Raw genomic sequence first — 24,762 nt, 5'->3', positions numbered from 1 at the left:
AACCAATCCGACCGCAGCTGCCGTTCACAGCAATCTTTTCCGTCAAACCACATTCAGTGAAGCTGACCCTCCTGCTGACAGAACCCCGTGCCCCACGGCACGACGTGCCCGCCTGACCCGCGGCGGATACGCCTGGGCGCCGCCCAGGTACGGTCCGCATTTCTTGCCCGCTTCAGCCGCAGCCCGAGTGACCCGAGGTCACGCGCCGATATCGGCGCGTCATGACAACGGAGAAACCCTCTCATGAAGCGCATGCTGTTCAATGCGACGCATCAGGAAGAATTACGCGTCGCTATCGTCGATGGGCAAAAACTCATCGACCTCGACATCGAGACTGCCGGCCGCGAACAACGCAAAGGCAATATCTACAAAGGTGTCATCACCCGGATCGAACCCGGCCTTGAAGCCTGCTTCGTCAACTACGGCGAAGACCGCCACGGCTTTCTGCCCTTCAAGGAAGTTGCCCGCAGCTTCTTCAAGGAAGGCGTGGATGTCCGCAGCGCGCGCATCCAGGACGCCCTGCGCGAAGGCCAGGAACTGATCGTCCAGGTCGAAAAAGAAGAACGCGGCAACAAGGGCGCAGCCCTGACCACGTTCATCTCGCTGGCTGGCCGCTACCTGGTCCTGATGCCCAACAACCCCCGTGGCGGCGGTGTTTCGCGCCGCGTCGAGGGCGAGGACCGCCAGGAACTTCGCGACACCATGGAGCAGCTCGAGCTGCCCCAGGGTATGAGCATCATCGCCCGCACCGCGGGCATCGGCCGCAACGTCGAAGAGCTCCAGTGGGACTTGTCCTACCTGTTGCAGCTCTGGACGGCCATCGACGGCGCCGCCCGCGACAACTCCGCGCCCATCCTGATCTACCTGGAATCCAGCCTGGTCATCCGGGCCATCCGCGATTATTTCTCGCCGGAAATCGGCGAGATCCTGATCGACACCGATGAAATCGCCGACCAGGCCACCGCCTTCATGAGCGTGGTCATGCCGGACAACGTCCAGCGCGTCAAACGCTACCGCGACGATATCCCGCTGTTCTCGCGCTTCCAGATCGAACACCAGATCGAAACGGCGTATTCGCGCACCGTGCAGCTGCCCTCGGGCGGCGCCATCGTGATCGACCACACCGAAGCGCTGGTCTCCGTCGACGTCAACTCCGCCCGCTCCACCCGCGGCGCCGACATCGAAGAAACCGCGCTGCGCACCAACTCGGAAGCGGCCGACGAAGTGGCCCGCCAGTTGCGCTTGCGCGACTTGGGTGGCCTGATCGTCATCGACTTCATCGACATGGAAGACAGCAAGAACCAGCGCGCCGTTGAACAGCGCCTGCGTGACGCTCTCCATTTCGACCGCGCCCGCGTCCAGATGGGCAAGATCTCGCGCTTCGGCCTGATGGAACTGTCGCGCCAGCGCCTGCGTCCGGCCCTGAACGAAGGCTCGCACATCACCTGCCCGCGCTGCAACGGCACCGGCGTGATCCGCGATGCCGAGTCCAGCGCGCTGCACGTCCTGCGCCTGCTGCAGGAAGAGGCCATGAAGGAAAACACCGCGGCGGTCCACGCCCAGGTGCCCGTCGACGTGGCCACTTACCTGCTGAACGAAAAGCGCGCCGACATCACCAAGATGGAAGCCCGCCTGAAGGTCAACCTGATGCTGATCCCCAACAAGCATCTGGAGACCCCGCATCACCATATCGAGCGCCTGCGCCACGACGACCCGCGCCTGGAAGAGCTGAAGACCAGTTTCGAACTGGTTGAAGCGCCGGCCACCGACGCGCCCTGGCAGCCTCGCGAAAGCGAAATCAAGGCGCGTCCCGAAGCGCTGGTCAAGGGCATCACGCCCTCGCAGCCCGCTCCCGTCTCGACGCCCGCGGCCCCGGCTGCGGCAGCGCCTGCCGCAACCGCTGCTGGCAGCGGCCTTGGCGGCCTGTTCAAGCGCCTGGTCGGCTGGCTGACCGGCAACGCCGAAACCGCCAAGCCCGCCCCCGCCGCCCAGGAAGAAGGCGCCAAGCGCGCCAATTCCAGCCGTGGCAAGGGCCGTAGCGGCCATGACGGCCAGGAACGCCGTGGCGAGCGCCACGGTTCGGACCGCAACCGCAACCGCCGCGGCGAATCGCGTGGCGAATCTCGTGGCGAAGGCGCTGAAGGCGGCGAAGGCGGCCGTCATCACGCACGCGGCAACCGCCGCTCCGAAGGCGAGCGCGGCGAACGCCACAACCGCAGCGACGCCCGCGGCGAGCGCGACACCCAGGCCACGCAAGCGGCCCTGGCGTCCACCCGGCCCGAGCACGCAACGGAACTCAACGGCGAAGATGCCGGCGCCGGCCGCAACCGCCGACGCGGCCGCGGCCGCAACCGTCGCGAAGAAGGCCAGTCCGACGCACCGATGAGCGAACAGGAAAGCATGGTCGCGGCACTGGCTCAGACCGTTGCCACCGCCCTGCCCGACGCCAAGGCGCCCGTCGCTTCCACCCAGGAAGCCGATGACGCCGCCGATGCCGCCGAGCAGGCCGCCGATGGCTTCCCGGCCGCCGACGGCGCCGAAGGCGCAGCCGATCCCGAACGCAAGCGCCGCCGCCGCCGCAGCCGCCGCGGCCGCCGCAGCCAGGAAGAAGCAGGCCTGGCCGGCAGCGACGAGCAACTGGAAGATGGCTCCTACGATGACGCCGGCGACCAAGCCGAAGGCGTAGCCCCGGCCCAAGCCGCGGACCAGGCAGAAGCCCCCAGGGCGCAAGCCGCACCGGTCCAAGCCCAAACAGAGCAGGCCGCGCCGGCGCAGACCGCCGATGCTGCCGCCCTGCCGGTCGAAGCCCAGCGCGTTGAAGCCCAACAGGCGGAACCGCAACAGGCTGAAGCCCCCAAGGCCGAACCCGTGCAAGCCGCCGCTGAACCCGTGGCCCAGCCCGTGCAAACGGCTGCCCCCGAGGTAACGCAGCCGGTCGCCGTGGAACCCGCGATCCAGGTCGCTATCCCTGCCGCGCAAACGCAGGCTCCGGTGGAAGCTCCGTCCGTGGAACCGGTGGTCGAAGCCCCCGGCGCGCCCGTGACCGAAGTGGCAGCCGCTCCGGCCGCTCCCGCCCCGGCACCTGCCGCGCCCGTGGCTCCGGCCGTCGCGCAGCAGCCTATCGTGGTGCCGGCAACCGCACCGTCGGCGAAGGCCCAAGCCCTGCACGAAGTGGTCAACGCCGCCGGCCTGCAGTGGGTGGAAACCGATCCCGATCGCCACGCTCAATCGCAACTGCGCATCGCCGCGGCACACACGCCGACGCGCCTGGGCCGCGAGCGCAAGCCCGTGGCAGCCGTTTCCAACGAGCCGCTGGTTCAAGTCGAAACGCACCGCTAAGCCGCGCGTGTGAAAAAGCCCCCGTCTTGTGACGGGGGCTTTTTTTTACCCGTTCTAAACGGGATCCTGGCGGACTCCCCCAAATACGCGGACCAAAAAAAACCCTCGTTTCCGAGGGCTTTTGCTTGTCTGTCCGCTGTGGAATCAGAACTGGTAGGTATAGGTGAGTTGCACGACATCCAGACCCGGGTTCGGACGCTTGATGCCGGCATTGGAAAAGTGCGAATAGCGCACGCCGATGCGGTTGTTCGGCGTGACCAGGAAGCCCAGGCCGATATGGTCGCCAAATTGGAACGCGGTGCTGATGGTCTCGTCGGCGAAGCGCGTGCTGGAGAACACCGTGGCGCCGATACCGGCTTCAATGTAGAAGCGTTCACCGGTCCACCAGCGGAACATCGGGATGGCGTTGAACTGCCAGACATGGCCGGGTGAGCGCGAGCCATCCGCCTGCCAATACGAAGCGCCGAATTCGGGAGTCAGGTCCAGGCGCCCCCAGTTGCCGCCGAAGTTGTGGGTCCAGACAGAGGGCGTCTCATAGTTCAGCGTGAGGCGCTGGTAATGATCGCCAATGCCGTAATGGAGGCTTACCCCGCCCTGCGTCCCTTCAGACGATTGGGCGCTTGCCAGCGTGGCGGCTCCCGCCAAGGCCAGTCCGGCAAGGCGCGTGAACATCTTCTTCTTCGTCGACTGCATTGGATAACTCCGTGTATTTCTGGGCTAACCGGCAACATAGCAAAATCCGGACAAACTGGCTCCAACCGTGTCGCAATATGACAACAAAACGGCATGGAAAACACTGTTCCGAAAATCGCACCTTCGAGCACATAAAAGCGCTCAGCCCCGCGCCATAGCAAGCCGCGTACCTGCAATTCAGCAAGCAAAGCGGCGGGACATCCCCGCCGCAGAGCGCATAGGCCAACGCAGACCCGGCAGCATGCGCGGCCGCGTCCAAGCGGGTGATGATCAGGCCGTGACCACGTCCGCGGGCTGATTGTTCAGCAGCGCCAGCAGACGCGCGATTTCCTCGCGCAACTGGCGGCGGTCGACGACCATGTCGATCGCGCCCTTCTGCAGCAGGAATTCGGCGCGTTGGAAGCCTTCCGGGAGCTTTTCGCGCACTGTCTGCTCGATCACTCGCGGACCGGCGAAGCCGATCAGCGCCTTGGGTTCGGCAATCACCACATCGCCCATGAACGCAAAACTGGCCGAGACGCCGCCCATTGTGGGATCGGTCAGCACGCTGATGAACGGCAGGCCGGCCGCCGACAGGCGCGTCAGCATGGCGTTCGTCTTGGCCATCTGCATGAGGGACAGCAGGCTTTCCTGCATGCGCGCACCGCCCGAAGCGGCCACGCAGATGAATGGCGTCTTGTTGTCCAGTGCCGCTTGCGCGCCGCGCGCGAAGCGCTCACCGACGACCGAGCCCATGGACCCGCCCATGAATTCGAACTCAAAGCAGGCCAGCGTTGCCGGCACGCCGCGGATGGAACCGCTCATGACCACCAGCGCATCGGTCTCGCCGGTGGCCTTGACGGCCTCTTGCAGGCGTTCGGGATACTTGCGGGTGTCCTTGAACTTCAGCGTATCGACCGAACGCGTGGTCTGGCCGATTTCAACGCGGCCTTCCAGGTCGAGCAGCGAATCGATGCGGGCGCGAGCCCCGATCCGCATGTGGTGATCGCACTTGGGGCAAACGTGCAGGTTGGCCGCCAAGTCTTCGCTGTACAGCACCGATTCGCACGACGGGCATTTCACCCAAAGGCCTTCGGGAACGCGGCGGGCGCCGCTGTCGCTGGTTTTATTGATGCGAGGAGGCAGGAGTTTATCGATCCAGCTCATTTATTTTTCATCCCGTTTGAGGTCGCGCCCGGCCGCTCAGGCCGACGCGTTTTCTCGTTTTACTTGATCCAGCGCTACCCGGATGGTGCGCAGCCAGCCGCTGCCAGCGGCAACTGCGGCGTCGGTTTTCTGAGCGGCGGGCGCATTCGCGACCGCCTGCTCCATGGTTTCAATCAATTTGCTGCCGATGACGACCGCATCGGCCACGCGTGCGACGCGCTGGGCGCTTTCGGCATCGCGGATGCCGAACCCCACGCCCACCGGAATATCGCGCACATGGCGGCGAATCAGGGCCACGCGCGCGGCGACGTCATCCGTGTTGAGCGAGCCTGCACCCGTTACACCCTTGAGCGACACATAGTAGACATAGCCGCGCGCCACTTCGGCAACGGCTTTGATGCGTTCTTCGGTGGACGTGGGAGCCAGCAGGAAAATAGGGGCTACGCCGTGTTCGCCCAGCGTTGCCGCGAACTCGATGACTTCTTCGGGCGGATAGTCCACCACGAGCACGCCATCGACGCCGGCCTGCTCGGCCCTGCGGGCGAATTCTGCCTGGCCCATGCGTTCGATCGGGTTGGCATAGCCCATCAGGACGACCGGCGTGGAGGTATCGCGCTGACGGAATTGGGACACCAGGTCCAGCACGCGGGCCAGACCCACGCCCTGCGCGATGGCGCGGTCCGCGGCGCGCTGGATCACCGGGCCGTCGGCCATGGGATCGGAAAACGGGACGCCCAGTTCGATGACATCGGCGCCGGCTTCGACCAGCGCGTGCATCAGGGGAACGGTGGCGTCGGGCGTAGGGTCGCCCGCGGCGATGTAGGGAATGAGCGCCGCGGCACGGCCGGATTCGGCGGTGCGCGCGAATGCGGCGGCAATACGATCAGTGCGAGTTGTCATGGTGTTAGAGCTCGATACCGGCGCGCTCGGCGACGGTATGCATGTCCTTGTCTCCGCGGCCGGACAAGTTGACCAGGATGACGGCGTCGCGCGGGAGCGTGGCCGCCATCTTCACGGCCTGGGCGATGGCGTGGGACGATTCCAGGGCCGGCATGATGCCTTCGATGCGGCAGCAATCGTGGAAGGCCTTGAGGGCTTCGTCGTCGGTGATGCCGGCGTATTCGGCGCGGCCCGAATCCTTGAGCCAGGCATGCTCGGGGCCCACGCCAGGATAGTCCAGCCCCGCCGAGACGGAATGGGTCTCCTGGACCTGGCCATCGGCATCCTGCATGACATAGGTGCGATTGCCATGCAGCACACCCACCTGGCCCGCGGCCAGCGACGCGGCGTGCTTGCCGCTGTCCATGCCCTCGCCCGCGGCCTCGACGCCGATCAGGCGCACGTCCTCGTAAGGAATGTAGGGATGGAAGATGCCCATGGCGTTCGAGCCGCCGCCCACCGCCGCCACCACGTAATCGGGCTGGCGGCCGATGGCCTCGGGCATCTGCGTCAGGCATTCATTGCCGATCACGGTCTGGAAATCGCGCACCATGCGGGGATAGGGATCGGGGCCCGCGACCGTGCCGATGATGTAGAACGTGTTTTCGATATTGGTGACCCAGTCGCGCATGGCTTCGTTCAGCGCGTCCTTCAGCGTGCGCGAACCGGAGGTGACCGGCACCACGGTGGCGCCCAGCAGCTTCATGCGATAGACGTTCGACGCCTGGCGGCGGATGTCTTCGCTGCCCATGTACACCACGCATTCCATGCCGTAGCGCGCCGCGACGGTGGCGCTGGCCACGCCGTGCTGGCCCGCGCCGGTTTCGGCGATGACACGGGGCTTGCCCATGCGCTTGGCCAGCAAAGCCTGGCCGATGCAATTGTTCACCTTGTGGGCGCCGGTGTGGTTCAGGTCTTCGCGCTTGAACCAGATCTGGGCGCCGCCCACCAGTTCGGACCAGCGGCGGGCATGGTAGACCGGGCTGGGCCGGCCGACGAAGTGCTTGAGTTCGTAGTTGAACTCTTCCTGGAAGGCGGGGTCGACACGGTAATGGTCGTACGCCGCGCGCAGCTCGTCGAGCGCGTGCATCAGCGTTTCCGCCACGAAAACACCGCCATAAGGCCCAAAATGGCCCTTGGCATCCGGAAAATCGTAAGGTTTCACCAAGCATCTCCCCCGGGAGCTCGCAGCGGCCAGTGCCGTCCGCGAATCCGGTTTGCAACCCGTCATTTTACCTGACGCGGGCGGTGGCGGGGCGCGAAGCCCCGGCCGCCCCATGCTCCTCAGAGCGACTGTCCCATCCGGCGCAGGAAGGTCTCGCAAGCGGCCAACTGATCCAGGGCAACGTATTCGTCGGGCTTGTGCGCCTGTTCGATATGGCCCGGGCCGCAGACCACGGTGGGAATGCCGATGCCCTGGAACAGGCCCGCTTCCGTGCCGTACGCCACCTTGCGGGTGGCGCGGTCTTCGGTCAGCGCGCGCACCAACTGGGTGATGGCGGCCTCTTCCGACGCTTCCAGGGCGGGCGCGGCGGCGCCGGTCTCGATCTCGATGGAGGCGCCGTCAAACTCGGTCTTCATGCGCGGCAACAGCTCTTCCCGCACGTATTTCTCGACTTCTGCCTGGATCTGGTCGGGCTGCATGCCCGGCAGGTTACGGAATTCATAGGTGAATTCGCACAGCTCGGGAATGGTGTTGACCGCGATGCCGCCCCGGATCTGGTTGGTGGTCATCGTGGAGAACGGCACGTCATAGAACTGGTCGTACGGGCCGTTGGCCTTGAAGCTGTCGGCCAGGTCGCGAATGCGGCAGATCAGGCGTGCGGCGTATTCGATGGCGTTGCAGCCGCGGGGCGTCAGCGACGAGTGCGCCGCCTTGCCGTGCACCTTGCAACGGAAGAGATTGATGCCCTTGTGCGCCACCACCACCTGCATGCCCGTGGGCTCGCCTACGACGCAGCCCTCGGGACGTATGCCCCGCTCGAGCAGGTCGGCCAGCATGTAGGGCGCGCCCGCGCAGCCGACTTCCTCGTCGTAGGAGAAAGCCAGATGAATCGGCTTCTTGCGCGGCATGGCCAGGAATTCCGGCACCAGCGCGAGCGATCCGGCAATGAATCCCTTCATGTCGCAACTGCCGCGCCCATAGAGCAACCCGTCCTTTTCGACGAGCTTGAACGGATCCGTGCTCCAGTCCTGGCCATCCACGGGCACCACGTCGGTGTGGCCCGACAGGACGATCCCGCCCTGCTGGTTGCCGTCCTGGGCAGGCAGGGTGGCGAACAGATTGGCCTTGGTGCGCTCGGGGTTGTGCGCAAGCCATGCGTCGACGCCCTGGCCCTTGAGCCAATCGCGGACCGTTTCGATCAGGGCAAGATTGGAATTGCGGCTGGTGGTGTCGAAGCCAACCAGCGTTTCCAGCCAGGTGCGCGCGTTCATGTCACTACTCTCGTGGGGAAAAACAGAAGTGTAAAGCCAGGAAGCGCCCGCGTCCCGGACAGCCTGGCCGACCGCGGGCACGGCTAGCGCCTAGAATGTCGCCCGGATTGGAAAACACCCCCAAGGAGAAACCGTGCAGCACAAAGCAGTCCCCACACGCAACATCGTGGCCGCAGTGATAGGCAACGCCCTCGAATGGTATGACTTCCTGGTGTTCGCGTTCATGACGCCGATCATCGCGAAGCTGTTCTTCCCCACGGACCCCAGCATTCCCGGCAGCGAACTGAACGCCATTCTCATGACCACCGCCATCTTCGGCGTCGGATTCTTCATGCGTCCGGTCGGCGGCATCATCCTGGGCCTGTACGGCGACAAGAAGGGCCGCAAGGCCGCCATGGTGATGGTGACGTCGCTGATGGCGGTGTCCATCGCGTTGATCACGGTCGCCCCGACCTATCACGCCGCCGGCATCCTGGCCCCGATCTTCATCCTGATCGCGCGCCTGCTGCAGGGCTTTTCCGCGGGCGGTGAATTCGGCACATCCACGGCGCTGCTGATCGAGATGGCGCCCAACGGCAAACGCGGGTTCTATGGCTCGTGGCAGATGGCCGGCCAGATGCTGGCGCTGCTGATCGGCGCGGCCTGCGGCACGCTGATCACCGAGTTCTTCACGCAACAGCAGATCGCCGACTGGGCGTGGCGCCTGCCGTTCGCCTTTGGCCTGGTAATTGTTCCCATCGCCATCTATATCCGCAAAAACGTCGATGAAACCGACGTCTTCAAGCAGATGAAGGAAGAAGAGCGCCAAGCCGCCGCCAGCGGCAAGGTGCAGCGCCTGAGCCTCGGCCAGATGCTCAAGACCCACACGCGCGAGACGCTGATCGGCGTGGGCCTGGTGGTGACTGCCACGGTGTCCATCTACATCACCTTCACGTATCTGGTGACGTATTCCACGCAGATCCTGAAACTGCCGCTGAACCAGACCTTCCTGGTGCAGATGGCGGGCGCGGCGCTGATGGTGCTGCTGACGCCTTTCATGGGCGCCTGGTCGGACCGTGTGGGTCGCCGCCCCATCGTGATCGGCTCGCTGATCGGCTACCTGATCGTCCTCTATCCCTTGTACTACTGGCTGTCGGATGCGCCGTCGATCGGCCGCCTCCTGACGGTGCAGGTCGTGGTCTGCCTGTTCGTTTCGGCCTTCTTCGGCGTGTTCAGCACGGTGATGGCGGAACTGTTCCCGGCGCGCGTGCGTTCGGTGGGCCTGTCGCTGGCCTATAACGTCGCCGTGATGATTTTTGGCGGTTTCGCGCAGTTCATCGTGACCTGGCTGATCAAGACCACCGGCTCGCCGATGGCCCCTGCCTACTACGTGATGTTCGGCGTCGCGCTGGGCCTGATCGCCGCGTTCTACATGCGCGATCGCGCCCACGAGAATCTGGACGACTAGGGTCTGGACAACCAGGACCTGCAATCAAGACCCCGGCGCCGCCCGCGGCCCGGGGTCTGCAAGCCCTAGCGGCGGGTTGCCGAAGACACGCCCTGCACTTCGGCCAGGGCGACCAGCGCGCGCGAAAGCGATTCCCCGCCGCGCACCTCTACCGTGAACACCATGTGGGCCAGCGACTGCTTGCTCTGCGTATTCACGCCCACCACATTCAGGCGCAGCCGCGCGAAGACTTCGGACAGGTCCCGCAACAGGCCGGAACGGTCGTGCGCGCGGACGCTGACGTCCACCGGATAGAAGGTGTCCGCCGTTTCGCCCCAGGCCACTTCGATGATGCGTTCGGGTTCGCGCGCGGCAAGCGCCAGATAGCTATGGCAGTCGCTGCGGTGGATGGACACGCCGCGGCCCCGCGTGACAAAACCGGCGATCGGGTCCGGCGGGGCGGGACGGCAGCAGCGCGCAAGCTGCGTCAGCAGCGATCCCACGCCGACCACCAGCACGCCGCTCTTGCCGCTTTTCTCGGCGCTGCCCGCGCTGGCATGGCGCAGCGCGGCCGGCTGGGGTTCGGCCGCGGGCGCGGGCTGCTGGAACAGCGCATCGATCTGCCGCAGGCTGAATTCTTCCTTGGCCACCGCCACGTACAGGTCGTCGGCGCGGGCAAAACCCAGGTTCTGCGCCAGTTGCTCAAGATTGACCGCCGTCTTGCCCAGGCGCTGCAATTCCTTTTCCACCAGCGCCTGGCCCTGCGTGATGCGCTGCTGCAGTTCGATCGCGTTGAACCACATGCGCACCTTGGCGCGGGCGCGGGGGCTGGCCAGGAACCCAAGCTGAGGATTGAGCCAGTCGCGCGACGGCCCGCCCGACTTGGCGGAGATGATCTCCACGGTCTGGCCGGTGGACAGGCGCGTCTGCAGCGGCACCATCTGGCCGTCGACGCGCGCGCCCCGGCAGCGATGGCCCAGGTCGGTGTGCAGGTGATAGGCGAAGTCCACCGGCGTGGCGCCGGCGGGAAGCTCGATCACGCGCGCCTGCGGGGTCAGCACGTAGATGCGGTCGTCGGTATGGGCGGGCGCAGCCGCCACATTGCGGCTCTTGCCGGAGGCCGGCTTGCCCGACGCGGCCTTGGCGGGCTCCGGCGCCGATTCGGCGCCCCCTTCGACGTCGGTGTTCCAGGCCAGCAGTTGGCGCATCCATGCCAGTTGGCGGTCGTACTCGCTGGAAGCGGCCACCTGCCCGCCCTTGGCGCCCGCCTCTTTGTAGCGCCAATGCGCGGCCATGCCGTATTCGGCGAACTGATGCATCTCGCGCGTGCGGATCTGCACCTCGAACGGGCGGCCGTCGTCATCGGTCACCACCGTATGCAGGGAACGGTAGCCGTTGGGCTTGGGCCGCGAAATGTAGTCGTCGAACTCGTCGGAGAGCGGCGTCCACATTTCATGCACCAAGCCCAGCGCCGTGTAGCAGGCGCGGACATCGTCGACGATGATGCGCAGCGCGCGCAGGTCGTACATCTGGGCGAAGTCCAGGCGCTTCACACGCATCTTGTTCCAGATGCTGTAGATATGCTTGGGCCGGCCGCTGACCTCGGCCTCGACGCCGGTCTTGGCCAGGGCCGCCTGCAGGCGCTCGATGGCGCCGGCGATGAAGGCCTCGCGCTCCACCCGCTTTTCTTCCAGCAGACGGGCGATCTGCTTGTATTTTTCAGGCTCCAGGAAGCGGAACGACAGGTCTTCCATTTCCCATTTGATCTGCCAGATGCCCAGCCGGTTGGCCAGGGGCGCGTACAAATCCAGGGTTTCACGGGCAAAGGCCGGAGAGCACGGCGCCTTGCTTTCCGCATGCCAGCGCAGCGTGCGCAGCCTGGAGGCCAGCCGCATCAGCACGATGCGCAGGTCGGCCGCCATGGCCAGCAGCATCTTGCGCTGCATCTCCTTCTGGGAACCGCTTTCGGCCTCGGCATCGCTGGCCTGGCGGGCAACCACGCCCAGACGCAACAGCGCGCGCGTGCCCTGCACCAGCCGGGCGATTTCGGCGCCGAACGCCGTGGCGACCGGATCATTGCGCAGGGACGGCGCGGGCGCCATCAGGTCGGTCGGCAGGGCGGCCAGCAACGCCGCGGCGCGGGTAGCGGCATCGGTATGCAGGGCCGCCAGGATGCGCACGACGCCCGCGCCGTGCCCGGCCAGCGGTTCACCCGTGAGCGCGTGCTGCCCTTCGAAACGGGGCACGGACCACGCGACGGCCTGATCGATCAGCGCCAGGCCATCGGCGTCCAGCCCGGCCCCGACCTCCTGCCGCCAGGAAGCGTCAAAAGGCGAAGGCGCATCGGGAACAGGCGGGGCGGACATGACGGACGTGGAGCGGGTATTTGGTTGATGATCCCGACACTCTACACTAGGGTTCCGTCACGCCGAACACCCTGCCGCATCCCGGCATATAGAAGGAACCAAAGCTTATGTTGCGCTGGCTCAAGGGCCGGGGCGCCCGCCCGTCCGCCGTGGCCGAAATGCAAGCCCGCATCTCGCCGGAACTCTGGCGGCGGGTGCTGGGCGCCCATCCATTCCTGGCGGCGCTGAGCGCCGACGAAGCCGCCCAGTTGCAGGCGCGCTCCGCCTGGCTGCTGGCCAGCAAGACCATCAACGGCGCGCAAGGCCTCGAGGTGTCGGATTTCATGCGCCTGTCCATCGCGGCACAGGCCAGCCTGCCCATCCTGAATCTGGCCCCGGAACTGTACGAGGGCTGGGACGAGATCATCGTGTATCCGGCCAGCTTCCGCATCCCGCGATCCCGGCAGGACGAAGACGGCGTGGTCCACGAATACATCGAGGACGCCGCCGGCGAAGCCTGGGAGGGCGGGCCGCTGGTGCTTTCCTGGGAAGACACGCAGCTCTCCGAAGGCGGCTTCAATGTGGTCATCCATGAATTTGCCCACAAGCTGGACCTGCGTTCGGGCTTGGCGGACGGCATGCCTTCGTTGGCGGCCCACCCGGAACTGAAACCCCAGGCATGGCGGCGCGTCCTGGACGACAGCCTGGACCGATTCGCCGCGGCGGTGGAGGCCGTGGAAGCTGCCATCCCGCGCGATGTGGATCCCGAAAGCGAAGACGCGGACGCCTGGTACGGCCAGTTGCCGATGGACCCCTACGCCGCCACGGACGAAGCCGAGTTCTTCGCCGTCAGTTCGGAACACTTCTTCGTGGACCCCTACCCCATGCAACAGGCGCTGCCCGAATGGTATGCCCTGCTGCGGGCCTACTACCGGCAGGACACCCTGGACCGCTACGCATGAAGCAGCTCCTGATCGTCTGGCATTCACGCACGGGCGCGGCACGGCAGATGGCGCAGGCCGCCGCGCGCGGGGCGGCGGCCGCCGCCGCGGATCTCGAGCAGGCGGACGAGCTTCGGGTCGAGATCCGGCGCGCGCCGGACGCCGATGCCGACGTGCTGCTCGCCAGCCAGGGCTTTCTGTTCTGCGCCCCCGAGAACCTGGCCAGCCTGAGCGGCGAAATGAAGGAGTTCTTCGACCGCAACTATTACGCCGTGCTCGACCGCATACAGGGCCTGCCCTACGCCTCGATGATCAGCGCGGGCAGCGATGGCTCGGGCGCCGCGAGGCAGGTGGAGCGCATCTGCACCGGCTGGCGGCTGAGCGCCGTGGCCCCCGCCCTGATCGTCAATATGGGCGCCCAGACCGCCGCGCAGATCCTCGCGCCCAAGATCGTGGCAACGCCCGACCTTGCGCGATGCGAAGAGCTCGGTGGACTGCTGGCGGGGATGATGCTGATGGGCGCGTGACGCCGGGCCGCTGGCCGCGCTTAAAGAAAAAGCCCTTCGGCGTGTGCCGAAGGGCTTTCTTTTGGCTCGCGCCGGACGCCATCGGCGCCCCCGGCACGCAGAAGGCCTTAGATAGCCGCCGTGACGACGATCTCGACCTTGTAATCCGGATTGGCCAGGCGGGCTTCGACCGTGGCGCGCGGAGGCGAATTGCCGTCGGCGACCCAGGCGTCCCACGCCTTGTTCATGCCATCGAATTCCTTCATGTTGGCCACGTAGATCTGGGCCATCAGGATCTTGGTCTTGTCGGTGCCGGCCTCGGCCAGCAGGCGATCGATCGTGGCGAGCACTTGCTCGGTCTGGCCGGTGATGTCCAGCGTGTCGTCGTCCGGCACCTGGCCTGCCAGGTAGGCAACGCCGTTGTACACGGCCATGTCCGACAGGCGCTTGGCGACGTGGAAGCGCTTGATGCTGCTCATGAATATTCCCCTAGAGTCGAGTGGGTTGGGTGGAACAATGCATAGGAATCCGCAATTTACCCCGTGCCGGCCTCAGGCAGGAGGCAACTGGAAAACCTGGCGCAGATAGGCCAGGTAGGCGGGATCGTCGCACATGGTCTTTTCCGGCGCATCCGACACCTTGGCCACCGGCTGCCCGTTGCAGCGGACCATCTTCATGACGATCTGCAGCGGCTCGTGGCCCAGGTCGTTGGTCAGGTTCGTACCGATGCCGAAAGACACCTTGCAGCGGCCGGAGAACTGGCGGGCAAGTTCGATGGCGCGCGGGAAGGTCAGCGAATCGGAGAACACCAGCGTCTTGGCGCGCGGATCCACACGGTTCTTGCGGTAGTGTTCGAGCAGGCGCTCGCCCCAGACGAAAGGATCGCCCGAGTCATGGCGGGCGCCGTCGAACAGCTTGCAGAAATACATGTCGAAATCGCGCAGGAAGGCATCCATGCCATAGACGTCGGACAGCGCGATGCCCAGATCGCCGCGATATTCCTTGGCCCAGACTTCCAGCGCGAACACCTGGGAATCGCGCAGGCGCGGCCCCAGCGCCTGGCAAGCCTGCAGATATTCATGGCCCATCGTGCCCAGCGGCAGCACTTCATGCTGCTTGGCCAGCAGCACGTTGCTGGTGCCAGCAAAATGCGGGCCCATCTCGGCCTTCATGGTGGTGACGATTTCTTCGTGCCAGACCTTGGAGAACCGGCGGCGCGTGCCATATTCGGCCACGCGGAAATCCGCCAGCGCCGGATCGTCCAGCACCAGGTGCATCTTGGACTGCAGGCGCTTGCGGCCCTCTTCCCAGTCCGGATGCTTGCGCGTGTTGCGGAAATAGACCTCGTTGACGATGGCCAGCACCGGGATCTCGAACAGGATCGTGTGCAGCCACGGCCCCTTGACCTCGATGCTGATTTCCCCGGGAGCGTCGCCTTCGCCGATATGGATGCAGCGCTCGGGCATGTGGAACAGGCCCAGGAAATCAACGAAGTCGCTTTTGATAAAGCGCAAGTCGCCCAGATATTTAAGTTCGTCCGGCGTGAAGCGCAATTGGCAAAGCTGATGCACTTCCTCGCGGATTTCGTCCAGATAGGGACGCAGGTCGGCCCCCGCGGTACGGCATTTATACCGGTACTCGACCTGGGCAGCGGGAAACTGATGCAGAACCACCTGCATCATGCTGAATTTATACAGGTCGGTGTCGAGCAGCGAGGTAATTATCATGGTTGCGCGTTTCGTTTCGCGACACCATAGCATAGCGGACACGCCATCCGGCACGATGGGCCACTATGTCAATACGGGTATTACCGGCACATCGGCGCGGCATTGGGTAAAATCCGCACAACAAGACACAAATGCCGCCGATCCCGGAGTTCCTGAATGACCCATGTAGTCACCGAAAACTGTATCAAGTGCAAGTACACCGATTGCGTAGACGTGTGCCCGGTGGACTGTTTTCGTGAGGGTCCGAACTTCCTCGTGATCGACCCGGACGAATGCATCGACTGCGCCGTCTGCATCCCGGAATGCCCGGCCAATGCGATCTACGCCGAAGAAGACGTGCCGCAGGACCAGATGAATTTCATCGCCCTGAATGCCGAACTCTCGCCCGAGTTCGCCAGCATCAGCCGCGCCAAGAAGCCCCTGCCCGACGCCGACGAATGGAACGGCAAGCAGGACAAGCTGCAATACCTGGAAAAATAGTCCGCGAAGGCCGGCCGCGCGCTTGGCGGCCGTATCGCGCGATGCCCCGATGACCGAAGATTCCAAATACACGCGCCAGACCGTAACCAGCGTTCATACCTGGGTGCCAGACAAGCTGTTCTCCGTGCGCGTGACGCGGGACGACGCCTTTACGTTCATCCCCGGACAGTTCGCGCGGGTCGGCCTGCCGGGCGCGGACGATCCCGATGGCCCGCCGACGCTGTGGCGCGCCTACTCCATGGTTTCCGCGCCGCACGAACCCTGGCTCGAGTTCTATTCCATCGTGGTCCCCGAAGGCCAGTTCAGCCCGCGCATGGCGCGCCTGCGGCCGGGCGACGCGCTCTACGTCGAGAAGGCGCCCTACGGCTTCCTGACGCTGGAGCGCTTCGCCCCGGGCGGCGACCTCTGGCTGCTGGCCTCGGGCACCGGCTTGTCGGCTTACTTGTCCATTCTGCGCGACCCCGCCGTCTGGCGCGCGTACCGCCGCATCATCCTGGTGCACGGCGTGCGCACCGCGGCAGAGCTGGCCTATCGCGAAGAGATCGAATCCTGGCGCCGCGAGCCGGGCCTGTCCGAGCTGTTCGCAGCGGATCCGGACAAGCTCGTCTACCTTCCGATCGCCACCCGCGAAGCCCTGCCCGGCATGCCCCAGGAGCGTCTTACCACGCTGATCGCCGACGGCCGTCTGGAACAGTTGGCCGGACAGCCGCTGGATCCGGAGCTCGCGAAGGTCATGCTCTGCGGCAACCCAGCCATGCTGGCCGATGCCCGGAAATTGCTGGGCGAACGCGGCTTCAAGCCGGGCCGCCGCGGCATCCCCGGCAATCTGGCGGTTGAAAACTACTGGTGACGCTGCACTGCCCGGCGTAGTGCATAAATCCTCCATTTGGTATGACCGCAAGGCATGATGGCCGCCCTAAACTGGTGCCAAACGCAGGACGGGTCGCTTTTTAGCAACACAATCCGGGACTTTGCCGGAGATTCTTCAGGCTGATTGGATATATCGATAGTCCCCGGGGCAATAATCGGGGCACACGCTCGACCCAGAAGGACTTCCCCGAAATGCTGTACCAATTGCACGAAATGCAGCGCGCCTTCCTGACTCCGTTCGCTGCATTCACGGATGCCGGTTCTCAGCTGTTCTCCAGCCCTTACAGCCCGCTCGCCTACACCCCGATTTCGCGCCAGATGGCTGCCGGATACGAGTTGATGACGCGTATCGGCAAGGAGTACCAGAAGCCCGCCTGGAACCTGCCCACCACCCAGATCAACGGCAAGTCCGCCCGCGTCGTGGAAGCCGTGGCGCTGGACAAGCCGTTCTGCCGTCTGGTGCACTTCCAGCGCGACGTCCGCGTCGCTGGCCACGACGACCCCAAGGTTTTGCTGGTCGCCCCGCTGTCCGGCCACCACGCCACGCTGCTGCGCGACACCGTGCGCGCGTTGCTGCCCGCCCATGACGTCTATGTCACCGACTGGGTCGACGCCCGCATGGTGCCGCTGTCGGCCGGTCCGTTCCATCTGAACGACTACGTCCGCTATGTGCAGGACTTCATTCGCCATCTGGGCCCGGACGTGCACGTCATTTCCGTCTGCCAGCCGACCGTGCCGGTGCTGGCCGCCGTGTCCCTGATGGCTTCGGCCAACGATCCCTGCCAGCCGCGCAGCATGGTCATGATGGGCGGGCCCATCGATCCGCGCCAGTCGCCCACGCAGGTGAACCGCCTGGCCACGACCAAGCCCTACGCGTGGTTCGAGAATCAGGTCATCCACCCCGTTCCGCCGCGCTATCCGGGCTCGGGCCGCAAGGTCTACCCGGGGTTCCTGCAGCATGCGGGGTTCATGGCGATGAACCCGGACCGCCACATGAAGTCGCACTATGAGTTCTACCTGGACCTGCTGCGCGGAGACGACAGCGACGCCGAAATGCATCGCCGCTTCTACGACGAATACAACGCGGTGCTCGACATGCCGGCCGAGTTCTACCTGGACACGATCCGCTTGGTGTTCCAGGACTTCGCATTGCCCAACGGCACCTGGGAAGTGGACGGCAAGCTGGTCCGCCCGGCCGATATCAAGAGCGTGGCCCTGTTCACCATCGAAGGCGAACTGGACGACATCTCGGGCCAAGGCCAGACGCGCGCCGCCATCAAGCTGTGCAAGAACATCCCGGCCGAGCGCAAATCGCACTACACCGCGCCCAACTGCGGGCACTATGGCATTTTCTCGGGCCGCCGCTGGCGCGAAATGATCTGTCCTAAAATTGCCGAGTTCATCCGGCAATCGGCGTAAGCACGGCATCGAGCCGTCCGCCAGGCGACGCGTGGGCACATACCCCGCGCCGCCGGCAGCCTGATCCGCATTCCACGGGGCCCGAGCGGCCCCTTTTCTTTTATTGGTTTACATGTCCTGTCGCTCACTTGCCGACCGCATCGATGCCTTGCTGCCTCAGACGCAATGCACCAAGTGCGGATACGACGGCTGCCGGCCCTATGCCGACGCCATCGCCGACGGCGCCGCTCCGATCAATCGCTGTCCGCCCGGCGGCGACGAAGGCATCGCTGCGCTATCCGCCTTGCTGGACACCCCCGCCCTGCCCCTCGACCTGTCCCGCGGCGAGCCCGGCCCGCTGCTGGTCGCCCGCATCGACGAATCCCACTGCATCGGCTGTACGCTGTGCATCCAGGCCTGCCCGGTGGACGCCATCGTGGGCGCCAACAAGCATATGCACACCGTGCTGGAAGACTGGTGCACGGGCTGCGACCTGTGCGTGGCGCCCTGTCCGGTCGATTGCATTCAAATGGTGCCGGCCGGGCGCGCCTGGACCGAGCAAGACGCCGCCGTCAGCCGGCAGCGGCACCGCGGCCACCTGGCGCGAGCGGAACGCCTGGCTGCCGACAACGCCCGCCTGATGGCGCCCGAGACGCCCGCGATCCCCACGGCCGTGGCGCCCACCCCCGCCGACACGGAAAAAGAGGACCGCAAGCGCTCCGCCATTGAATCCGCACTGGCCCGAGCCCGGGCACGCCGCAACCCCTCGCAGCCATGAACGCCGCCAAACGCCGAGAGATATTCGCCCGCCTGCAGGCGGCCAATCCCCACCCGACCACCGAACTGGAATACGGCACGCCGTTCCAATTGCTGATCGCGGTGCTGCTGTCGGCGCAGGCCACCGACAAGTCGGTCAACATTGCCACGCGCAAGTTCTTTCCGCAGTACGGCACGCCCCAGGCGCTGCTGGCGCTGGGCGAGGAAGGCCTGTCCGACTACATCAAGACCATCGGCCTGTACCGCACCAAGGCGAAGAACACGATCGCCACGTGCCGGATCCTGATCGAGCAGCATGGCGGCAATGTGCCGGAGACCCGCGAGGCGCTCGAGGCCTTGCCCGGCGTGGGACGCAAGACGGCCAACGTGGTGCTCAACACCGCGTTCGGACACCCCACCATGGCGGTGGACACGCACATATTCCGCGTCTCCAACCGCACCGGCATCGCGCCCGGCAAGAACGTGCTTGAGGTCGAACAGAAACTCGAGAAATTCGTTCCGCGCGAATATATGCAGGACGCCCATCATTGGCTGATCCTGCAAGGCCGCTACGTCTGTGTGGCGCGCAAGCCGAAATGCCCCCAATGCGGCATTTCCGATCTCTGCGAATTCAAACAGAAAACCCCTGCATAAAGCACCCGGCCTCGCGCCAAACCGGCATTGAAGCGAACGGAAAACCGGGTTTTCCCTCGCCTTCAATCGCATGACATGTTGATGACGATCAACGCCTATTTGCTGCAACGCATTTCGGTTCCGGCAACGTATTCCTCCCATGCGCGATAAGCATTGTCGGCTTGCCGACAATTCACCTTTCCGCAGTGCAAAACCTATGACAAACCCTCATGGAATTTTGATTGGGACGTCCGCATACTCGCCGGCAACTCATAAGAAAACTAAGCACGTAAATAGTTTTCCCGACCCTGCGGGGGCCTGACGCAATGACGCCGGGCGGAGACCATATAAATACAACGCTGGTGCAGCGAACATGGATGACACAATCCTGGAGACAAAGGGCCTCACGAAGGAATTCCGCGGATTCGTCGCGGTCAATGGGGTCGATTTGCGTATCAAGCGAGGCGAGATTCATGCCTTGATCGGGCCTAACGGCGCGGGCAAGACCACATGCTTCAACCTGCTTACGAAATTTCTCGCTCCCACTTCGGGGACCATCAAGTTCAACGGTATCGACATCACCGGCGAACGGCCAGCGCAGATCGCGCGGCGCGGCATCATCCGTTCGTTCCAGATCTCCGCGGTGTTCCCGCACCTGACCGTGCTGGAGAACGTGCGGATCGGCCTGCAGCGCAAGACCGGACTGTCGTTCCATTTCTGGCGAAGCGACAAGCAGCTGGCCTCCCTGAACGAGCCCGCGCGCGCCTTGCTTGAACAGGTGGACCTGGGCGCCTTCGCCGACGAAACCACGGTGAACCTGCCTTACGGCCGCAAGCGCGCGCTTGAAATCGCCACGACGCTGGCGATGGAGCCCGAACTGATGCTGCTCGACGAGCCCACGCAGGGCATGGGGCACGAGGACGTCCACCGCGTGACGCAACTGATCAAGCGCGTCAGCGCCGGGCGCACCATCCTCATGGTGGAACACAACATGAACGTCGTGTCCTCCATCGCCAACACCATCACCGTGCTGGCGCGCGGTTCGGTGCTGGCCGAAGGGTCCTACGCCGAAGTCTCCCGCCATCCGGCCGTGATGCAGGCTTACATGGGCACGACCGACGGCGAACTTCAAGGAGCGCACGCATGAGCACCCCCGCACTCGAAATTTCGGGCCTGCAGGCCTGGTACGGGGAATCGCATATCCTGCACGGCGTGGACATGCGCGTGGGACAAGGCGAGGTCGTCACCCTTCTGGGCCGCAACGGCGCCGGACGCACGACGACCCTGCGCGCCATTCTTGGCTTGACCGGTTCACGCAAGGGTTCGGTGCGTATTCACGGCACCGAGGCCATCGATCTGCCCACCTACAAGATCGCTCACCTGGGCGTCGGCTATTGCCCCGAGGAACGCGGCATCTTTTCCAGCCTGTCATGCGAAGAGAACCTGCTGCTGCCGCCGGTCGTGGGCTCGCTGGGCGGCGGCATGTCGCTGGCCGAGATCTACGACATGTTCCCCAATCTGCAGGAGCGCCGGAATTCCCCGGGCACGCGCCTGTCGGGCGGTGAACAGCAGATGCTTGCCGTGGCGCGCATCCTGCGCACCGGCGCGAACCTGCTGCTGCTCGACGAAATCTCCGAAGGCCTGGCGCCCGTGATCGTGCAGGCGCTGGCGCGCATGATCACGACGCTCAAGCAGCGCGGCTACACCATCGTCATGGTGGAGCAGAACTTCCGCTTCGCAGCGCCGTTGGCCGACCGCTTCTACGTCATGGAGCACGGCCAGATCGTCGAGCATTTCGAAGCGGCCCAACTTTCAGAAAAACAGGACACGCTCAACGAACTGCTGGGCGTCTAAAGCAACCTGTCATCCGCCGGAACCCCGGCAATACCACACCGTAGGGAAGAGGAGTCATCCCATGAAGCTGCACACCATCACTGCTGCACTGGCCATGGCGGGCCTGGGATTCGCGGGGGCAACCGCCCACGCTCAAGGTATCTCCGACGATGTCATCCGCATCGGCTTCATCACCGACATGTCGGGCGTTTACTCCGACATCGACGGCAAGGCCGGCCTGGACGCCGTCCGCATGGCGGTCGAGGACGCCGGAGGCTCGATCAACGGCAAGAAGATCGAAGTGCTGTCCGCGGATCACCAGAACAAGGCCGACATCGCCTCGGCCCGTGCCCGCGAATGGTTCGACCAGAACAAGGTGGACGTCATCGTGGCCGGCACCAATTCGGCTACCAGCCTTGCCATGGCGGCCGTGGCGGCCGAAAAGAAAAAGCCGTTCATCGCGGTCGGCGCAGGCTCGTCCGACCTGACCAATTCCCAGTGTTCGCCCTACACCGTGCACTACGCCTACGACACCGTCGCGCTGGCGCGCGGCACCGGTTCGGCGGTGGTGAAGGATGGCGGCAAGACCTGGTTCTTCCTGACGGCCGACTATGCGTTCGGCCACGCGCTGGAACGCGACACGATGGCGGTCGTCAAGGCAGCCGGCGGCGAGGTCAAGGGCAACGTGCGCGCGCCGCTGGGCGCTTCGGACTTCTCGTCCTTCCTGCTGCAGGCTCAGGCCTCCAAGGCCAAGATCCTGGGCATGGCCAATGCCGGCGGCGACACCATCAACACCGTCAAGGCCGCCAATGAGTTTGGCGTGACCCAGACCATGCAACTGGCCGGGCTGCTGGTATTCATCAACGACGTCCATGCGCTGGGCCTGGACGCCACCAAGGGCATGTACCTGACCGACGGCTGGTACTGGGATCAATCCGACGCCTCGCGCGCCTGGGCCAAGAAGTTCGAATCCAAGGTCGGCCGCAAGCCGTCCATGCTGCAGGCGGGCGACTATTCGGCGACGGCCTTCTACCTGAACGCCGTGAAGGCCACGGGTTCGGATAACGGCGACGACGTGATGAAGTGGATGAAGTCGAACAAGGTCAATGACTTCTTCGCCCAGGGCGGTTTCGTCCGCGAGGACGGCCGGATGATCCACGACATGTATCTGATGCAAGTCAAGAGCCCCGCCGAGTCCAAGGGACCTTGGGATTACTACAAGGTCGTGGCGACGCTGCCCGGCGACGAGGTCTACACCAAGTTGTCCGAGTCCACCTGCAAGCTGGTCAAGAAGTAAACCGGCCCATGTGATCCCAGATGCGACCTGGCCCCGCGGCCGGTCGCATCTTGACTAGCTCGCTTCCATCCGTACGCGCAGGATTTTCACAAGATGACTGACCTTTTCGGCATCCCTATACAGGCCTTGTTCGGCCAGCTATTACTGGGCCTGGTCAACGGTTCCTTCTATGCCATGCTGTCGCTCGGGCTTGCCGTTATCTTCGGGCTGCTGAACGTCATCAACTTCGCGCATGGCGCGCTCTACATGCTGGGCGCCTTCATCGCCTGGATGGGGCTGTCGTACCTCGGCCTGAACTACTGGATCATGCTGGTGCTGGCCCCGCTCATTGTCGGGCTGTTCGGCATCGTGATCGAAAAACTTCTGCTCAAGCATCTGTACAAGCTTGATCACCTGTATGGCCTGCTGCTCACCTTCGGACTGACGCTGCTGATCGAGGGGCTGTTCCGCAGCTTCTACGGTGTGTCCGGGCAGCCTTACCCCACACCGGAAGCGCTGCGTGGCGCCACCAATCTGGGCTTCATGATCCTGCCGAACTACCGCGGCTGGGTCGTGGTGGCGTCGGTGGTGGTCTGCCTGGCCACCTGGTTCGTCATCGAACGCACCCGCCTGGGCGCCTTGCTGCGGGCGGGCACCGAAAACCCGCGTCTCGTGGAAGCCTTCGGTGTGAACGTGCCGCGCATGATCACGCTGACCTACGGCTTCGGCGTGGCGCTTGCCGGCTTTGCCGGCGTGCTGGCCGCGCCGGTGCTGCAGATTTCGCCGCTGATGGGGTCCAACCTCATCATCGTTGTGTTCGCGGTGGTCGTGATCGGCGGCATGGGGTCCATCATGGGCGCCATCCTGACCGGGCTGGGGCTGGGCGTGATCGAAGGCCTGACCAAAGTGTTCTGGCCCGAGGCCTCCAGCACGGTCGTCTTCATCATCATGACCATTGTTCTGTTGATCCGCCCGGCCGGGCTGTTCGGAAAAGAAAAATGAATCGTCAATTCCTGGGCTATGCGGTCTTCGCCATCGTGGTGGCGTTGCTTCCCTTCGTCGGGGTGTATCCGATCTTCGCCATGAAGATCATGTGCTACGCCCTGTTCGCCTGCGCCTTCAACCTGCTCTTGGGCTTCACCGGCCTGCTCTCGTTCGGGCATGCGGCGTTCCTGGGCAGTGCGGCGTATGCGGCCGGCCACTCGATGAAGGTGTGGGGCCTGCCCACCGAACTCGGCCTGCTCTTCGGCGTGGCGGTCGCGGCGCTGCTGGGTCTGGCAATGGGCGCCATCGCCATCCGCCGCAGCGGCATCTACTTCGCCATGATCACGCTGGCGTTGTCGCAGATGGTGTTCTTCTTCTTCCTCCAGGCCAAGTTCACCGGCGGCGAGGACGGCCTGCAAAGCGTGCCGCGCGGCACGCTGCTGGGGCTGGTCGACCTGTCCAAGGACATCAACCTGTACTACCTGGTGATGGCCATTTTCATCATCGGCTATTTCATCATCTGGCGCACCGTGAACTCGCCCTTCGGCCAAGTGCTGCAGGCGCTGCGCGAAAACGAGCCGCGCGCCATATCGCTGGGCTACGACGTAGACCGCTTCAAGCTGCTGGCCTTCGTCCTGTCGGCCGCACTGGCGGGGCTGGCGGGCGCCACCAAGACGCTGGTGTTCGTGTCGGCGACGCTGTCGGACGCCACCTGGCAGATGTCCGGCCTGGTCATCCTGATGACGCTCATCGGCGGGCTGGGCACGTTGACCGGTCCCATCCTGGGCGCCTTCATCGTGGTCCTGCTGGAGAACAAGGTCGGCGACTTCGGCCAGATGATGGCCAACCTGACCGGCGTGGAATGGTTCCTGCGCCTGGGCGAATCCGTCACCATCGTGACGGGCCTGATCTTCGTGATCTGCGTGCTGGCCTTCCGCCGCGGCATCGTGGGCGAGCTGGGCGCATTCATCGACCGGCGGCGCGCCGCCCGCGCCTGACCGGGCATTGCATCAAGACCGGGGCCGCACTGCGCG

Annotated in this window: 22 protein-coding genes; 14 read left to right on the top strand and 8 right to left on the bottom strand. The window is 64.8% G+C overall.

Annotated features, from left to right (window positions below; all coding sequences use genetic code 11):
• Window positions 1-243: 243 nt before the first annotated feature.
• On the top strand, window positions 244-3,339 hold the full coding sequence (locus ASE30_RS13255; protein WP_057284767.1) for an Rne/Rng family ribonuclease: 3,096 nt from the start codon (window positions 244-246) through the stop codon (window positions 3,337-3,339).
• A 144-nt stretch (window positions 3,340-3,483) separates the two neighbouring features.
• Here ASE30_RS13255 and ASE30_RS13250 read toward each other — a convergent pair whose 3' ends face one another.
• The 5 genes from ASE30_RS13250 to argE all read right to left on the bottom strand — a co-directional run bounded on the left by ASE30_RS13250 (window position 3,484) and on the right by argE (window position 8,553).
• Complete coding sequence (locus ASE30_RS13250; protein WP_057284766.1) at window positions 3,484-4,032, bottom strand: acyloxyacyl hydrolase; 549 nt, start codon at window positions 4,030-4,032, stop codon at window positions 3,484-3,486.
• Between the two features lie 270 nt (window positions 4,033-4,302).
• Window positions 4,303-5,178, bottom strand: coding sequence for an acetyl-CoA carboxylase, carboxyltransferase subunit beta (gene accD, locus ASE30_RS13245; protein WP_057284765.1), 876 nt, complete (start codon window positions 5,176-5,178; stop codon window positions 4,303-4,305).
• 36 nt (window positions 5,179-5,214) lie between these two features.
• Complete coding sequence (trpA, locus tag ASE30_RS13240) at window positions 5,215-6,078, bottom strand: tryptophan synthase subunit alpha (protein ID WP_057284764.1); 864 nt, start codon at window positions 6,076-6,078, stop codon at window positions 5,215-5,217.
• Between the two features lie 4 nt (window positions 6,079-6,082).
• Entirely contained in the window at window positions 6,083-7,282 is a 1,200-nt protein-coding gene (trpB, locus tag ASE30_RS13235) for a tryptophan synthase subunit beta (protein ID WP_057285189.1), read from the bottom strand.
• A gap of 119 nt (window positions 7,283-7,401) precedes the next feature.
• Complete coding sequence (gene argE, locus ASE30_RS13230; protein WP_057284763.1) at window positions 7,402-8,553, bottom strand: acetylornithine deacetylase; 1,152 nt, start codon at window positions 8,551-8,553, stop codon at window positions 7,402-7,404.
• 133 nt (window positions 8,554-8,686) lie between these two features.
• On the opposite strand from argE, the gene ASE30_RS13225 reads away from it, so the two are divergent.
• Window positions 8,687-10,000: an MFS transporter gene (locus tag ASE30_RS13225; protein ID WP_057284762.1), complete on the top strand. Its 1,314-nt coding sequence runs from the start codon at window positions 8,687-8,689 to the stop codon at window positions 9,998-10,000.
• A 65-nt stretch (window positions 10,001-10,065) separates the two neighbouring features.
• On the opposite strand, the gene ASE30_RS13220 is transcribed toward ASE30_RS13225, so the two are convergent.
• Window positions 10,066-12,345 (bottom strand): bifunctional (p)ppGpp synthetase/guanosine-3',5'-bis(diphosphate) 3'-pyrophosphohydrolase, encoded by a 2,280-nt coding sequence (locus ASE30_RS13220; RefSeq protein ID WP_057284761.1) that lies wholly within the window; start codon window positions 12,343-12,345, stop codon window positions 10,066-10,068.
• A 107-nt stretch (window positions 12,346-12,452) separates the two neighbouring features.
• Between ASE30_RS13220 and ASE30_RS13215 the strand changes: the two genes are divergently transcribed.
• Complete coding sequence (locus ASE30_RS13215) at window positions 12,453-13,286, top strand: zinc-dependent peptidase (RefSeq protein ID WP_057284760.1); 834 nt, start codon at window positions 12,453-12,455, stop codon at window positions 13,284-13,286.
• A complete protein-coding gene (locus ASE30_RS13210) occupies window positions 13,283-13,792 on the top strand; it encodes a flavodoxin (RefSeq protein ID WP_057284759.1) in 510 nt (169 codons plus the stop codon). The genes ASE30_RS13215 and ASE30_RS13210 overlap by 4 nt, the downstream gene beginning before the upstream one ends.
• 107 nt (window positions 13,793-13,899) lie before the next feature.
• Here ASE30_RS13210 and ASE30_RS13205 read toward each other — a convergent pair whose 3' ends face one another.
• A complete protein-coding gene (locus ASE30_RS13205; protein ID WP_057284758.1) occupies window positions 13,900-14,250 on the bottom strand; it encodes a RidA family protein in 351 nt (116 codons plus the stop codon).
• Window positions 14,251-14,322: 72 nt separating this feature from the next.
• Window positions 14,323-15,531: a nicotinate phosphoribosyltransferase gene (pncB, locus tag ASE30_RS13200; protein ID WP_156407658.1), complete on the bottom strand. Its 1,209-nt coding sequence runs from the start codon at window positions 15,529-15,531 to the stop codon at window positions 14,323-14,325.
• Window positions 15,532-15,654: 123 nt separating this feature from the next.
• Here pncB and fdxA point away from each other — a divergent pair, with 123 nt between their 5' ends.
• From fdxA to ASE30_RS13150, 10 genes are all read left to right on the top strand, one after another.
• A complete protein-coding gene (fdxA, locus tag ASE30_RS13195; RefSeq protein WP_013392198.1) occupies window positions 15,655-15,978 on the top strand; it encodes a ferredoxin FdxA in 324 nt (107 codons plus the stop codon).
• A 49-nt stretch (window positions 15,979-16,027) separates the two neighbouring features.
• Window positions 16,028-16,828 carry a ferredoxin--NADP reductase gene (locus ASE30_RS13190; RefSeq protein ID WP_057285188.1) on the top strand — a complete coding sequence of 267 codons (801 nt, stop codon included), beginning with the start codon at window positions 16,028-16,030 and terminating at the stop codon, window positions 16,826-16,828.
• A 212-nt stretch (window positions 16,829-17,040) separates the two neighbouring features.
• Window positions 17,041-18,267: a polyhydroxyalkanoate depolymerase gene (locus ASE30_RS13185; RefSeq protein WP_057284756.1), complete on the top strand. Its 1,227-nt coding sequence runs from the start codon at window positions 17,041-17,043 to the stop codon at window positions 18,265-18,267.
• A gap of 112 nt (window positions 18,268-18,379) precedes the next feature.
• Window positions 18,380-19,024, top strand: a complete 645-nt coding sequence (rsxB, locus tag ASE30_RS13180) for an electron transport complex subunit RsxB (RefSeq protein ID WP_057284755.1) — start codon at window positions 18,380-18,382, stop codon at window positions 19,022-19,024.
• Window positions 19,021-19,656: an endonuclease III gene (nth, locus tag ASE30_RS13175; protein WP_057284754.1), complete on the top strand. Its 636-nt coding sequence runs from the start codon at window positions 19,021-19,023 to the stop codon at window positions 19,654-19,656. The genes rsxB and nth overlap by 4 nt, the downstream gene beginning before the upstream one ends.
• A 352-nt stretch (window positions 19,657-20,008) precedes the next feature.
• Complete coding sequence (locus ASE30_RS13170) at window positions 20,009-20,782, top strand: ABC transporter ATP-binding protein (protein ID WP_057284753.1); 774 nt, start codon at window positions 20,009-20,011, stop codon at window positions 20,780-20,782.
• On the top strand, window positions 20,779-21,489 hold the full coding sequence (locus ASE30_RS13165; RefSeq protein ID WP_057284752.1) for an ABC transporter ATP-binding protein: 711 nt from the start codon (window positions 20,779-20,781) through the stop codon (window positions 21,487-21,489). Before ASE30_RS13170 ends, ASE30_RS13165 begins: the two co-directional genes overlap by 4 nt.
• 61 nt (window positions 21,490-21,550) lie before the next feature.
• Window positions 21,551-22,765 (top strand): ABC transporter substrate-binding protein, encoded by a 1,215-nt coding sequence (locus ASE30_RS13160; RefSeq protein WP_057284751.1) that lies wholly within the window; start codon window positions 21,551-21,553, stop codon window positions 22,763-22,765.
• Window positions 22,766-22,858: 93 nt separating this feature from the next.
• The gene (locus ASE30_RS13155; protein ID WP_057284750.1) at window positions 22,859-23,746 is read left to right on the top strand and encodes a branched-chain amino acid ABC transporter permease; all 888 of its coding nucleotides are present in this window, start codon (window positions 22,859-22,861) and stop codon (window positions 23,744-23,746) included.
• Entirely contained in the window at window positions 23,743-24,726 is a 984-nt protein-coding gene (locus tag ASE30_RS13150; protein ID WP_057284749.1) for a branched-chain amino acid ABC transporter permease, read from the top strand. Before ASE30_RS13155 ends, ASE30_RS13150 begins: the two co-directional genes overlap by 4 nt.
• Window positions 24,727-24,762 lie beyond the last annotated feature (36 nt).

This window comes from Achromobacter sp. Root83, from assembly GCF_001428845.1.
In the GTDB taxonomy this organism is placed as follows: Bacteria; Pseudomonadota; Gammaproteobacteria; order Burkholderiales; family Burkholderiaceae_B; genus Achromobacter.
This window is presented reverse-complemented; position numbering and strand designations above follow the sequence as displayed.